This window comes from Capnocytophaga sputigena (assembly GCF_900446695.1).
GTDB lineage: Bacteria > Bacteroidota > Bacteroidia > Flavobacteriales > Flavobacteriaceae > Capnocytophaga > Capnocytophaga sputigena.
On sequence record NZ_UAVP01000011.1, the window covers coordinates 355,581 to 370,433 of the forward strand.

Below are 14,853 nucleotides of genomic sequence, written 5' to 3' on the forward strand. Positions count from 1 at the left end.
ATGAAAATACTACCAGTTTCTTTTCTTTTAATATTAAGTTTCTTTTTTTCATTAGTAGGACATACTCAAAACCCCACTACTGAATACTATTTTAAACGTATTTCTATAGAACACGGTTTGTCACAATCAGGAGTTACTACTATGGTACGCGACCATAAAGGGCTTTTGTGGATAGGCACTCGACAAGGCATCAATAGAGTGGATAGGAATCACCTTAAGAAGTATATTGACGATTATGTTTACCAGCTCTTGGAAGATGCTCAACAAAACCTTTGGGCTATCACCCCCAAAGGTGTATTACGCTACAATTCAGACCAAGATGTTTTTCTTCCTATTATCAACCAGCAGTTATTTTCTATCTGTACTACCCAAAAAGGTGTGTACTTTGGAGGTTATGCTGCTATCTATCAATATGATTACGCTACTAAGAAGATTGAGCGTTTACCTCTGCGCAAAGACCCTCTCTCTAAAGATAAAGAATGTCTCATCACACATTTATTTCCTATAGATAGCGATACACTTTTAGCAGGTACAGAAAGTGATGGTTTATATCTTTATTCTTTTAAAGATGAATTGCTAAAGGCTTTTATCACTGAAAATGCTAGTCCGTTGAGCAGTCTTTATTACGACACTAATCGCAAAGAAGTATTGTTTTCAGTTTTTCAAAAAGGGCTTTTTCGCTATAGTCTTTCAGGAGCATTTATAGGGCATTACCACACTCAAAACAGTTCCTTACCTAATGATATTATTTTAGATATCAAGCCTTATAAAAATACAATATGGCTTGCCACTGATGGCGGAGGGGTATCAGTATTCAATCCTGCTGATCAGCATTTCTTCAACATACAACATAGTGCGGGTAATGTGCACTCCATTCCTGTAAACTCTATCACTGTACTTTACGAAGACCCTAATCACAATATGTGGGCGGGTACCGTGCGCGATGGTATTTTTCTCTTTAAAGAAACCTATATCAAAACCTATACTGATAGTGCCTTGGGTAGTAATAATGGACTTTCGGAACGCGCTGTCATCAGCCTCTATGAAGCCCCTAATGGCATACTATGGATAGGTACTGATGGTGGAGGTATCAATGCTTTTAACCCTCAAAAAGAACATTTTACACATCATTTAAACACTTATACCGACAAGGTATCGTCTATCACCTACTTTTCACCTAATGAGCTTTTAGTATCTCTCTATAGTAAAGGGCTTTTTATATACAACACTACCGTTCGTAAGTACAAACCTTTTCTACTTCGTGATGAAACGACTAACCAGCAAGAATGTCACACTGGGTTTACTCCTTTTGTATACCGAATTAGCGATAATCTAATACTTATCACTGCTAAAAATACCTATCTCTATCGACTAAGTAACAAGCAGTTCACTAAAATATCTTTTGCCCCAAATGTCGCTCCTAAAATAGCTCTACAATTAAAAACAGAAGTAGGTAACACTCTCTATCTTAGCAAAGGCAACACTCTTTACCAAATGGATGTACAGCATCCTGACCTAAAATTTTTTCTTAGTTTAGAGAATGAGTGTAACATCAGTGCGGTGTGTTATGATAGCACTCAAAATACCTTTTGGATTGCAACTGATAAGGGGCTTTTTAGCTATACCTTATCCAATAAAAAACTTGTGAATGTAGCCACTGAAAACCTTTTTAGGCAAATCAGCTATATGCAATTAGATGATGCACAACGCTTATGGATAAATGCTAGCAATGTACTCTTTTCTTACCATATTCCCGACAAAAAAATAATGATATGGGATGACAATGATGGATTTTTGCCTAACGAGGTACTCACAGGTTATGTACAGACTAAAGCTTCTCCTTACATCTATATGGCAGGAGTGGGAGGATTAGCAAAAATCAATAAAGCGATACGCTCAAGTGAGAATACTTCTCCCTTACTCTTCTTACAAAACATTGAACTAAATGGCAAAATATACAGCGCTCACAATTTTCCTAAAGAAATACCTCCTTATTTTAACTCATTGAAAATAAATGTAGGTCTTAATGAAAAGGATATGTTCCGCCGTTTGCTTTTCCGTTTCAAAATTAAGAATAAAGAACAGACTTCTGTGATTGAAACTTACGACAATCGCCTTGATATCTCTCTTCTATCAGTAGGCAAATACCAAGTTGCAGTAGCTTGTATGACTCAAAATGGATCGTGGACTCCCGATACACCTTTGCTTTCTTTTGAAGTATTACCTGTATGGTATCAACGGACTTGGTTTTTTGTAAGCGTGGGTTTGTTGCTATTAGCTATCACAGCAGGAGTAATATGGGGCTATCTGCGCCGCAAAAAGCAACAACTGAAATGGCAAATTGCTCTTCATCAGCAAGAACTGAACGAAGATAAGATTCAGTTTCTCACCAATGTAAGTCACGAACTACGCACGCCTCTAACTCTTATCTATGCCCCTTTGAAACGACTACTAAGTGATAACAATACCTCCACACTACCTCCTGCCCAAAAAACACAATTAGAAGGAGCTTTTAGACAAGCCAATACAATGAAAAACATCATCAATTGGATATTAGACTACAATCGCTCTACCTCATTAGAAAATACACTTTCTAAAACCTATACAGATCTCAATCATCTTATCACTGATTGTAGTAAGGATTTTGAACAAGAATTTGAAAGCAAACATATACAATTAAACCTACAATTAGACAAAAACTTACCGCCTATAGCTATTGACACAGCTAAAATACGTGTAGTGCTCTCTAATTTACTTATGAATGCCGTAAAATTTAGCAATGAAGGAGCCACTATAAGACTACACAGTACTCATACTTCCGAAATAGTACGTTTTCAAGTAGAAAATACAGGTATCGGACTCCAAAACATAGATCCCAACAAACTCTTTAGTCGTTTTCAGCAAGGAAAACACCAGCAAGGTGGTAGCGGTATAGGTCTTGCTTATTGTAAAGAATTAGTAGAAAAACACGATGGCAGAATAGGAGCTTATGACGAAGGAGCACAAACTATTTTTTATGTGGAATTGCCTTACAATAATAGTAATGTATTAGAGAAATTCGACAACGAAGAAACAGATATCCAAGTACCCGAAAAAACTGCTGTGAGTGATATGAGTCAATACAGTATACTTTTAGTAGATGACAACACCGATTTTCTCAACTATCTTTATAGTGAAGTTCGTCCGTTGTTTAAGAATGTGCTTAAAGCGGTGAATGGAGAAGAAGCTCTATTGCTTTTAAAAACTCACCAACCCGATCTTATCGTAAGCGATGTGATGATGCCTATAATGAATGGATATCAGTTGTGTAAAGAAGTAAAAGAACAGCTCAACATCAGTCATATACCAATAATATTACTCACTGCTAAGAGTGATGGTGAGAGTCAGAAAATAGGCTATAAATTAGGTGCTGATGCTTATCTTTCTAAGCCTTTTGACATTGACTTATTGCTATCAGTGATAGGTAATTTGCTTAAACAGAAAGAGCTCATCAAGCAACGATACGAAAAAGAAGTGCTTCTCCCCTCGCCTGCCCTCACTACCATTAGTAATGCCGACGAACAGTTTATGATGAAACTCAACCAGCTCATCAAAAAACGCTACAACGAAATTGACCTTGATGCTAATAATATAGCTGAAGCAATGGCGATGAGTCGTGCCAGTTTGTACAACAAAATGAAACAAATTACAGGTTTAGGTATTGCCGAGTACCTAAATAAATACCGTATAGAAGTAGCTTGTCAACTCCTCAAAACTACCGATTTATCTATCAGTGATATCGCTACTGATATAGGTTTCAACTCATCTAAATATTTCAGCACTGCTTTTAAGCTAGCTACTGGGTTAAGCCCAAGAGAGTACAGAAATAACAAATAAAAAAATCACTATGGCACATTTTTTGATGATAGTAACAAATTTGTTTTTTAACATTTATTAATAATTCAAGATTATTATCATTCTAACATTTATGAAAAAGATTGTTTTTTTAACAATGTTTATAAGTTTTAGTCTTACAGCCGTACAATGTACTAAAACTATAGAAGAACGTATTGTAGAGCGTGAGCGTACTAATACTATCCTCTCAGGCGCTACAGTCCCTACTGCTACTATAGGTAGTGTAGGCGATTACTATATAGATCTTACTTCCGTAAACCTATACGGACCTAAAACTGCTGAAGGCTGGGGAACCCCCGTAAGTCTTAGAGGGTTACAAGGAGAAAAAGGATCTAATGGTCAAGATGCTCCTATTCCACATATCGGAAATGATGGTTATTGGTATATAGGCAATACTAAAACTACTGTAAAAGCTCAAGGAACTAATGGTACTAATGGCATTACTCCTACTATCTCTGAAGATGGTTATTGGATAGTAAATGGTCAAAAAACTAATGTAAAAGCCAAAGGTGATGATGGTCAAAATGGTACTAACGGTCAAAATGGCACAACTCCCTCTATCTCTATTGATAATAATGGTTATTGGGTAATCAATGGCATAAAAACTGATGTTAAAGCCAAAGGTGAAAAAGGAGACAAAGGTAATGACGGGCAAAATGGCACAACTCCCTCTATTTCTATTGATAATAACGGTTATTGGGTAATCAATGGCATAAAAACTGATGTTAAAGCCAAAGGCGAAAAAGGAGATAAAGGTAATGACGGGCAAAACGGCTCTAACGGTAAAGATGGGACTACCCCTATCATCTCTATTGATAATAATGGTTATTGGATAATCAATGGTACAAAAACTGATATTAAAGCCAAAGGTGAAAAAGGAGATAAAGGTGAGAACGGCACTAATGGTAAAGATGGTACGACTCCTACCATTACAATTGATAATAATGGTTATTGGGTAATCAATGGCACAAAAACTGATGTTAAAGCCAAAGGTGAAAAAGGAGATAAAGGCGAGAATGGAACTAATGGTAAAGATGGTACAACTCCTATTATTACAATTGATAATGATGGCTACTGGGTAATCAATGGCATAAAATCAAACACTAAAGCTAAAGGTGAAAAAGGTAATGACGGTCAAAATGGAGCTGATGCACCTAAACCAAACATCAAAAATGGCTATTGGTATATAGGAACTGAAAATACAGGAGTAAAAGCTCAAGGAGATCAAGGCGAAAGAGGACTCCCTGGTAAAGACGGCTCTAAAATATATGCAGGCCAAGGTAATCCGCCTGTTAATACTGGTAGAGAAGGCGATTACTACATTGATACCGAAGCTAAAATATTCTATGGACCTAAAACCAATACTGGCTGGCCTTCTACTGGTATATCTCTCTCTGCACAACAAATAATCACTACCGATTATGAGCTTAGCCCTGACGGCAAAACACTTCTAAAATGGAAAAATTCCAATACTCATTTTATTGATATGAACGCAGACCCTAAGTTAAAAGATGTTGAAAATATAGCTGAATTAGCTTTTAATGGAGAGCAAGTGTCATATGAATTGAGAACTTTTGTCATTGGAAACAAAGTGAAAAGTATAGGAGCTAAGGCTTTCAATGGATGTTTTAGATTAACAACTGTTGAAGCTGATGAAAATAAAACTACACAGATTACAGAAATAAAGGAACAAACTTTTGCTAATTGTAATCATTTGCAAAATATAGATATTCCTTCAAGTGTTACTACTATCGGTAAAAGAGCTTTTATAGGTTGTTATAAACTTACAACTGTTATACTCCCTGAAAAAGTAAATAAAATAGAAGATCAGGCCTTTATGCAATGTAAGAATTTGCACACTCTAATTGCACATAACCCTACTGCTTTTAGTATAAATAAAAAGGCATTTATTCAAACACACTTACGTAATATTTATGTACCCTCTCAAAAAGTAGATAGTTATAAAGCACTAAATATAGATTACAAAGATATTATCAAATAGAATTGAAAATAAAAAAGCTACCAAATGGTAGCTTTTTTTATTACCTATTACTCACATACCCAGCTGTGAGCCCTCACTGGCTTTATTTGTTACCTGAATAAACGCTTCTTCTAAATTAAATGCTTGTACTTCTTTGATAAGGTTTTCAGGAGTATCTTCTTTTATCAACTGCCCCTCACTCAATATCCCTATGCGGTCGCAAAAATCCTGCGCCTCCTGTAAATGGTGTGAAGTATACAATACCGACATTCCTCTTGCATTCAACTCTTTTAAATAATCAATGATTATGTTTTTAGATTGTACATCTACCCCTACAGTAGGTTCGTCCAAAAAAAGCACTTTGGGCGTATGTAGTATCCCCGCTACTAAGTTAATACGGCGTTTCATTCCTCCTGAAAAATGAGCAATCTTCTTATCGGCTACAGCTGATAAAGCAACACGCTCAAGAGCTTCATCTGTTTTTGCTTTTAGCTCCTTCCCTTTGAGTCCATATAGGCTCCCAAAGTAATGTAAATTCTCTCTTGCGGTAAGTGTGGGGTATAATGCATATTCTTGCGGCACAACGCCTATTTTATATCTTAAAGAGGGGTCTTTATAGGTAAGTCCTGCAATAGTAAAACTCCCCATTGTAGGCTTAATACTTCCAAAAAGTATTGACATTAGGGTCGTTTTCCCTGCCCCATTAGGTCCTAAAATACCGTAAACTTCTCCTTTCCTCACCTCAAATGATACATCATTCAAGGCAAGAACTGTAGATTCTTTATATTGTTTGCTGAGGTGTTGTACCTCAATTGCATTGGGGGTTGTATTCATAACATAAAAAACTTAAAAGCGGGGCAAGTTAGCGAAAATTTGTCAATGAGCAAAGTTTTTTCTATTTTTGCCCTCTGTTACCTACCTACTATCACCTGATTACCTAATTGAATATGACCCAAAAAATACAACTCAAAGTAGCAACCCCAGCCGATGCTTCTGCCATTTGGGCAATCTTATCCGCTGCTATCCAGCGTCGCAAAACCGAAGGTAGCAATCAGTGGCAAGATGGTTACCCTAATGAACAAGTAATAGCGAACGATATTGCCAAAGGTTATGGCTATGTACTTGTAGAAGATGACGAAATAGTAGGTTATTGTGCCTTGCTTATCAACGATGAACCCGAATATGCCCGTATCAAAGGCAAATGGCTCACCTCTGGCGATTTTGTAGTTTTTCATAGGGTGGCTATTGCACCTAATCATTTAGGAAGAGGTTTAGCAAAAATACTATTGCAACAAATAGAACAATTCACTTGCGATAATGGCATTCACTCTCTGCGCGCTGATACCAATTTTGACAATACCCCTATGTTACACCTCTTTGAGAAATTAGGTTATCAGTATTGTGGTGAAGTTACTTTCAGAGGAAGTTCCCGTAAAGCTTTTGAAAAAATATTATGAACAAAAAACTACTTTCTTACTTAGAACGATTTATTACTGAAGAGCGCAAAGAGCGTTTTTTAGAGATTATAGTACAGCGTACCAATCACTTTACGGTAGCGATGGAAGATGTATTCCAAATGCACAACACTAGTGCCGTTGTGCGTACCTGCGAGGTTTTTGGCGTGCAACAAGCACATAGCATTGAAGGGCGCTTTGGCAAACGCCTTGATGCCAAAATAGCAATGGGAGCTCAAAAATGGGTAGATGTATTCCGTTATAATGACACTCAAAGTTGTATAGATACGCTTCGCACACAAGGTTACCAAATTGTTGCCACCACTCCGCATAAAAACGCCTATTTTCTCAATGATTTTGATATTACTAAAAAAAGTGCTTTCTTCTTTGGTACTGAAAAAGAAGGACTCTCAGCACAAGTACTTTCACAAGCCGATACTTTCTTAAAAATACCAATGGTCGGATTTACCGAAAGTTTAAACATCTCAGTAGCCGTGGCTATTGTCTTGCAACAGCTCACCGATAAACTCCGTCGCAGTGAAGTAGCTTGGCAACTCAGCGATGAAGAACGACTTAATACGCTTATTCACTGGACAAAACAATCAATTCGCAATGTGGATGATGTCCTTACACGATATGAAGAAATAAAAAATACCTTATGAAAAAAACACTTCTAATTTGCTTTATTTTATTTGCTTTGCTACCTCTATGGTCACAACATAAGGCAACGCTCATTCACGCCGATGCTAATTTGTACAAAGTGGATAGTTTGCTCTACAGAAGCGAACAATTAGTAACTGAGGATAAGGCTATTATTAAGAATATTCCTATCAAATCAATTGTAAATCTACGCTATTTCACCCGTTCAGGTGACAAAAAGATTTTCAACGCTTCAGATAATATCAAGCTCATCAATCACCCTTTGCTCACTTGGCGTATCAAAGCTCCTGAAATAGCACAAACACTGAAAATTATACGCGAACACCAAAAACAAGGAGCTGTACTAATTCATTGTTATCACGGTGCCGACCGCACAGGTATAATGGTGGCAATGTATCGTATTATTTATCACAATTGGACGATAGAACAAGCTAAAAAAGAAATGCTTAATGGTCCTTATGGCTACCATAGTGTATGGAAAAACTTAGAAGCACTATTCACTGAAAGCACAGTTAAAGAAGTGCGTAAACATTTAGGAATGCAATGAAAATAACAGACATTATTCAAGAATTAGAAAAACTCGCTCCTCTGCAATATGCTGAAGGGTTTGACAATGTTGGTTTATTAGTAGGTGATGCCAATGCTGAAGTAAAAGGGGTACTCATTACCTTAGATACTCTCGAAGCAGTTGTAGATGAGGCTATTGCCAAAAAATGCAACCTTATTGTGAGTTTTCACCCTATTATCTTTAGCGGACTCAAATCTCTCACAGGAAAAAACTATGTAGAACGTGTGGTGATGAAAGCCATTCAGCATCAAATTGCGATCTATAGTATGCACACGGCTCTTGATAATCAGTTCTTAGGAGTAAATGCATCTATCTGCAATCGTTTAGAATTGCGAAACAGACGTATTCTCATTCCTCAACCTCATACCATTCAAAAACTTATCACTTATGTACCAAAATCCGACGCCGAAAACCTTCGCAAGGCTCTTTTTGCAGCAGGTGCGGGCAATATAGGCAACTATGCTGAGTGTAGCTTCAATCTTGAAGGCAAAGGCACTTATAAAGGGAATGAGGATTCTCACCCTACCATTGGCGAACCTAATGTATTCCATACTGAAGATGAAACTCAAATAGGAGTAATTTTCCCTAAACACTTACAACGACAAATATTACAGGCTCTTCGTCAAAATCACCCTTATGAAGAAGTAGCTTTTGAGATATATACACTCGAAAATGAACACCAACATATCGGGATGGGAATGATAGGTGAACTTAATAAATCTATGCCCGAAAAAGATTTTTTAGCTTACCTCAAAGAACGTATGCAAGTGAGTGTAGTGCGTCACTCGGCATTGCTTGGTAAAGATGTAAAAAAAGTAGCAGTTTTAGGTGGAAGTGGTGCTTTTGCTATAGAAAATGCCAAACGTGCAAAAGCTGATGTTTATATAACAGCCGACCTCAAATACCACGAATTTTTCAAGGCTGAAGGGCAAATTCTCCTTGCCGATATAGGTCATTTTGAAAGTGAACAATACATAAAATCACTTTTATTTGACTATCTTTCAAAAATTTTTCCTACCTTTGCCCTCTCAATATCAAATGTGGATACCAATCCTATCAAATATTATTCGTAAATATGGCACAAAAAGTGGATATTACTGTAGAAGAAAAACTAAGAGCTCTGTACGATTTACAGCTAATCGACTCAAAAATTGACGAGTTGCAATACACTCGTGGCGAACTACCTTTAGAGGTATCTGACCTTGAAGATGAGGTAGAAGGACTCAAAAAACGTCACGCTAAATTCAAAGAAGAATTAGATGCTTTACAAGCGGGTATCGCTGAGAAAAAAGCAACAATTGAAGAGGCTAAAGCCCTCATCAAAAAGTACACTACCCAGCAAAAAAATGTCCGCAACAACCGCGAGTACACTTCTTTGTCTAAAGAAATTGAATTCCAAGAATTGGAAGTACAGTTGGCTGAAAAACGCATCAAAGAAGGTAAAGCGCAAGTTGACCAAAAGAAAGAGGCTATCAAACAAGTAGACGAACGCAAAGCCCAACGCGATGCCCATCTCAAACACAAAAAAGCAGAACTCAACTCGGTATTAGCCGAAACTGAAAAAGAAGAAGCCTTCCTTAAAGAAAAAGCTGAAGAATATGCAGCTAAAATAGAGGATCGTTTGCTAAAAGCCTACCAACGCATCCGCAGCAGTGTAATGAATAAATTGGCAGTAGTACCTATCCAGCGCGGTGCTTCTGGTGGTTCTTTCTTCACTATCCCTCCACAAGTTCAAGTGGAAATTGCTTCTCGTAAAAAAATCATCACTGATGAACATAGCGGACGTATTTTAGTGGATGCTGCTTTAGCCGAAGAAGAAAAAGAAAAAATGGAAGCTCTCTTCAAAAGTTTCAAAGCATCTTAATAAAGAAATATAAAAATCAAAAATCACAAAATCAGCTGTTTAGTATAATACTAAACAGCTTTTTTCACTTCTTACCTTCTATCTTTTACTTCCTATCTATTAAAATCTTTTGCTTTTATGAAAGGAAAGTATTATCTTTGCGCGCTTTCAAGAAGCACTTGTAAATTTAAACTATAAAAACAAAAAACATTGAATAAAGAAATATCATCAAACCAGCTTATTAGCAATATTATTGCTGGTATAGAAAAAGTAAAAGGCACTGATATCACTATTATGGATTTACGCGAGGTTGAAAATACCGTATGCGATTATTTTATCTTGTGTAATGGTTCTTCTAACACCCAAGTATCAGCTATTTCAGGAGCTATCCAAAAAATGGTTAGCCAAGCCGATGGACATCAACACCCTTGGCACGTTGAAGGCGAAGCCAACGCCGAATGGATTCTCATCGATTATGTAGATGTAGTCGTTCATATCTTCCAAACAAAAGTACGTGAGCATTACGACCTCGAAGGTCTTTGGGGTGATGCCAAATTTATCAATTTAGAAACTAACTATTAAATATATGTCGGATAACAAAAGTAACGGAAATCGCTTTTCAGCCTACTGGCTATACGGCGTATTACTGCTCATTCTCATAGGATTCAATTACTATTCAGGAGCGAGCTTTTGGTCTCAACCTAAAGAAATTCCTCAATCTAAATTTGAGGAATACCTCAGCAATGGTGATGTAGCTAAAATCATCATCTTAAACCGCAAAGAGGCTAATGTATACCTCACCGAGGATGCCCTTAAAAAAGAAGAACACAAAGAGGTGAAACCTACGGGCAATTCTCTTATGCAGGGGGCTAATGCGGGCGAAGTACCTCAATATCGCTTTGAATTAGGTGACTTGAGCAATTTCGAAAATCGCTTCGACCAAATTGTAAAAGATAACAACCTTAGCACTACTCGTGAGAATAAAACCCAACAAAATGTAATTGGCGATTTGCTATTCACTCTCTTGCCTATTATAGTTGTCATAGGTTTATGGATATTTGTTATGCGCCGTATGGCAGGTGCTGGCGGACCTGGTGGAATATTCAGTATCGGGAAATCTAAAGCGCGTATGTTCGACGAAAAGAAAGAAACTCGCGTAACTTTCCAAGATGTAGCTGGTTTAGAAGGTGCTAAAGAAGAGGTACAAGAGATTGTAGACTTCCTCAAAAACCCCGACAAATATACCTCATTAGGGGGGAAAATACCTCGTGGAGCTCTGCTTGTAGGTCCTCCAGGGACAGGTAAAACACTCCTTGCTAAAGCGGTAGCAGGTGAGGCTCAAGTACCTTTCTTCTCTCTGTCTGGTTCTGATTTTGTAGAGATGTTCGTAGGAGTGGGAGCTTCTCGCGTGCGCGACCTCTTCAAGCAAGCTAAAGAAAAATCTCCATCTATTATTTTTATAGACGAGATTGATGCTATAGGTCGTGCTCGTGGTAAAAATGCAATGACTGGTGCTAACGATGAGCGTGAAAATACGCTCAACCAATTACTTACTGAAATGGATGGCTTTGGCTCTCACACCAATGTAATTGTGCTTGCTGCTACTAATCGCGCCGATATTTTGGATAAAGCCCTAATGCGTGCTGGTCGTTTCGATCGCCAAATTTATGTGGAACTTCCTAACCTAAACGAACGCAAACAGATTTTCCAAGTACATTTGCGCCCTATAAAAACTGCTGAAACCTTAGATATCGATTTCTTAGCCAAACAAACTCCTGGTTTCTCAGGTGCTGATATTGCCAACGTTTGTAACGAAGCAGCCCTTATTGCAGCGCGTAAAGGTAAAACAGCTGTGAGCAAACAAGAGTTCCTTGATGCAGTAGATAGAATTGTAGGTGGTTTGGAAAAGAAAACTAAAATCCTTACCCCTGAAGAACGTGAGGCTATTGCTTTCCACGAAGCAGGTCACGCTACCGTAAGCTGGTTGTTAGAACACGCTGCTCCATTGGTAAAAGTAACTATTGTGCCTCGCGGGCAGTCACTCGGTGCAGCTTGGTATCTACCGGAAGAGCGACAAATTGTACGCACCGAACAAATACTCGATGAGATGTGTGCTGCCCTTGGCGGTAGAGCTGCAGAAAAAGTAGTATTCAATAAAATATCTACAGGTGCTCTCAGCGACCTCGAAAAAGTAACCAAACAAGCCCGCGCAATGGTAACTATTTATGGGCTTAACGAAAAAATTGGCAATCTTACCTACTACGATTCTGCCCAGTCCGATTATAGTTTTACCAAACCGTATAGTGAGAAAACAGCTCACCTCATCGATGAAGAAATTTCTAAAATCATAGAAGAGCAATACCAACGTGCTATTGATATCCTCACCGAGAATAAAGATAAACTCACCACTTTGGCTAACTTGCTATTAGATCGTGAAGTTATCTTCCGAGATGACCTTGAGAATATTTTTGGAAAACGCAAGTTTAAAGACCCTCACAATAGTAATGAAGAGGAAACTCCTTTAAAAACTGAAAATACTTCTCCAACAGAATAGAGTTTTAAAAGGCTTCCTTTTACAAAAGGAAGCCTTATTTATATAAAACAAAATGAAAATAACTGCTCAAATAAAAGAACCTATACGCGAAGAAATGGAACTTTTTGAACAGAAGTTCCGCAATTCAATGTCGTCTAAAGTAGCCTTGCTAAATCGCATCACCTATTATATAGTAAATCGCAAAGGCAAGCAAATGCGACCTATGTTTGTTTTCTTAGTAGCCAAAATGCTTTCTGATGATAGTAAAGTAAGTGAACGTACTTATAGGGGTGCTTCAGTTATAGAACTCATTCACACCGCTACTTTGGTGCACGATGATGTGGTAGACGATAGTAACAAACGCCGTGGTTTCTTTTCCATTAATGCACTTTGGAAAAACAAAATAGCTGTATTAGTAGGTGATTATCTGCTTTCTAAAGGCTTGCTCCTCTCTATAGACAATGGTGATTTCGATCTATTGCGCATTATCTCAGTTGCTGTGCGCGAAATGAGTGAAGGTGAGCTTTTACAAATAGAAAAAGCGCGCCGGTTAGATATTGTAGAGGATGTTTACTACGAAATTATCCGTCAAAAAACAGCGACCCTCATTGCGGCTTGTTGTGCAATGGGAGCTTGCTCAGTACAGCCCGAACAACCTGAACTCATAGAAAAAATGCGCCTCTTTGGCGAGTATATAGGAATGGCTTTTCAAATAAAAGATGACCTCTTCGATTATACCGAAGATGCAATCGGGAAACCTACTGGTATAGACATCAAAGAGCAGAAAATGACCCTCCCTCTTATCTATGTACTCAATACTTGTACAGAAAAAGAAAAGCAATGGCTCATCAATTCGGTAAAGAAATACAACAAAGACAAAAAGCGTGTAAAAGAAGTGATTTCCTTTGTGAAAACTCACAACGGATTAGAATATGCTACTGCCAAAATGAAAGAGTTTCAACAAAAAGCTCTCAATATTCTCAACGATTTCCCTGCTTCCTCTTATAAAGAAGCTCTTACCTTAATGGTAAATTACGTAATCGATAGAAAAATTTAGTCCCTGTATTACAAAATAAAATACTAAACTGTTTTGTATAATTCTAAATAATTACTATCTTTGCACCGTTAAAATTAAAACATATAAAAACTAAAAAATATGAGATTACAATTTTTAGCCCCTGCAATTATAGCAGGATTAATGATGTTTACTACTTCTTGTAGTAAAGACGACAAAAAAACGGAAGCTCCTAAACTCCCTTACAAAGAGCAAAAAGTTGATGCTTCATCTTATGACAAATGGGTGTACTTTTCTTTTGAAAATGGTGTAGTAACTTCCACTACAGCAACCCCTACCACTACCGATTGGGATATCGCTTTCAATCGTTATAGTGTAAGAACTAACAGCGGTACTTCTGGCAGTGGTAATGGTGGCGCACTAACTACTAATGAAACCGATTGGGACAAAGTTGCTACCGCTTCTTCTACCGCTTCCTTTACAGTAGATGGCTCTATCTATGTTTTTGAAAGAGGTCAAAACAATCAAGGAGGATTAGGGACTACAAATGCCTCTCGCGTAATATCTGGCGCACACGGAGAAAACTTCTGGAATATGATTTCTAGAATGCCTAATGTTGCAAAAATAGATAAATCCTCTATCGTTCACAACAATGGCTGGCTCACAATGGACTATAAACCCAATGGAAATCAACTTGCCCCTAGTTACACCTATAACAATTGGGTATATATAGTAAAAACACCTGCTGGTAAATTTGTTAAAATCCAACTTACTGATTATAAAAATGCCAAAGATGAAACAGGTTACATAACCTTTAAATACCAAATCGCTAACGATAAAAACGAGTTTAAATAATATTTAAAAACAAGCTTTATAACTGAGGCTGTCTGCTATAGGCAGCCTCT

12 protein-coding genes are annotated in these 14,853 nt (G+C 37.5%); 11 read left to right on the forward strand and 1 reads right to left on the reverse strand.

All coding sequences use genetic code 11. The features are described 5' to 3' along the window. The gene (locus DR017_RS13675) at nucleotides 1-3,876 is read left to right on the forward strand and encodes a hybrid sensor histidine kinase/response regulator transcription factor (protein ID WP_040361035.1); all 3,876 of its coding nucleotides are present in this window, start codon (nucleotides 1-3) and stop codon (nucleotides 3,874-3,876) included. Between the two features lie 115 nt (nucleotides 3,877-3,991). After that, a complete protein-coding gene (locus tag DR017_RS13680) occupies nucleotides 3,992-5,896 on the forward strand; it encodes a leucine-rich repeat protein (protein WP_232501550.1) in 1,905 nt (634 codons plus the stop codon). A 51-nt stretch (nucleotides 5,897-5,947) separates the two neighbouring features. Here the strand turns inward: DR017_RS13680 and DR017_RS13685 are convergent, their stop codons facing one another. Further along, a complete protein-coding gene (locus DR017_RS13685; RefSeq protein ID WP_002678854.1) occupies nucleotides 5,948-6,709 on the reverse strand; it encodes an ABC transporter ATP-binding protein in 762 nt (253 codons plus the stop codon). 113 nt (nucleotides 6,710-6,822) lie between these two features. Between DR017_RS13685 and DR017_RS13690 the strand changes: the two genes are divergently transcribed. The 9 genes from DR017_RS13690 (at nucleotide 6,823) to DR017_RS13730 (ending at nucleotide 14,803) form a co-directional block, all read left to right on the forward strand. Beyond that, entirely contained in the window at nucleotides 6,823-7,332 is a 510-nt protein-coding gene (locus DR017_RS13690) for a GNAT family N-acetyltransferase (protein WP_002678783.1), read from the forward strand. Continuing rightward, nucleotides 7,329-7,991, forward strand: coding sequence for a TrmH family RNA methyltransferase (locus DR017_RS13695; RefSeq protein ID WP_002678665.1), 663 nt, complete (start codon nucleotides 7,329-7,331; stop codon nucleotides 7,989-7,991). Before DR017_RS13690 ends, DR017_RS13695 begins: the two co-directional genes overlap by 4 nt. After that, nucleotides 7,988-8,536 (forward strand): tyrosine-protein phosphatase, encoded by a 549-nt coding sequence (locus DR017_RS13700; RefSeq protein WP_002678860.1) that lies wholly within the window; start codon nucleotides 7,988-7,990, stop codon nucleotides 8,534-8,536. The genes DR017_RS13695 and DR017_RS13700 overlap by 4 nt, the downstream gene beginning before the upstream one ends. After that, nucleotides 8,533-9,630 carry a Nif3-like dinuclear metal center hexameric protein gene (locus DR017_RS13705; RefSeq protein ID WP_002678648.1) on the forward strand — a complete coding sequence of 366 codons (1,098 nt, stop codon included), beginning with the start codon at nucleotides 8,533-8,535 and terminating at the stop codon, nucleotides 9,628-9,630. Before DR017_RS13700 ends, DR017_RS13705 begins: the two co-directional genes overlap by 4 nt. A gap of 2 nt (nucleotides 9,631-9,632) precedes the next feature. After that, nucleotides 9,633-10,421 carry a zinc ribbon domain-containing protein gene (locus tag DR017_RS13710; RefSeq protein WP_002678914.1) on the forward strand — a complete coding sequence of 263 codons (789 nt, stop codon included), beginning with the start codon at nucleotides 9,633-9,635 and terminating at the stop codon, nucleotides 10,419-10,421. Between the two features lie 189 nt (nucleotides 10,422-10,610). Beyond that, nucleotides 10,611-10,982: a ribosome silencing factor gene (gene rsfS / locus DR017_RS13715; protein WP_002678748.1), complete on the forward strand. Its 372-nt coding sequence runs from the start codon at nucleotides 10,611-10,613 to the stop codon at nucleotides 10,980-10,982. 4 nt (nucleotides 10,983-10,986) lie between these two features. Next, on the forward strand, nucleotides 10,987-12,954 hold the full coding sequence (ftsH, locus tag DR017_RS13720; protein WP_002678652.1) for an ATP-dependent zinc metalloprotease FtsH: 1,968 nt from the start codon (nucleotides 10,987-10,989) through the stop codon (nucleotides 12,952-12,954). 52 nt (nucleotides 12,955-13,006) lie between these two features. After that, entirely contained in the window at nucleotides 13,007-13,990 is a 984-nt protein-coding gene (locus DR017_RS13725; RefSeq protein WP_002678688.1) for a polyprenyl synthetase family protein, read from the forward strand. A gap of 99 nt (nucleotides 13,991-14,089) precedes the next feature. Further along, nucleotides 14,090-14,803: an HmuY family protein gene (locus tag DR017_RS13730; protein WP_002678900.1), complete on the forward strand. Its 714-nt coding sequence runs from the start codon at nucleotides 14,090-14,092 to the stop codon at nucleotides 14,801-14,803. The last annotated feature ends 50 nt before the right edge of the window (nucleotides 14,804-14,853 follow it).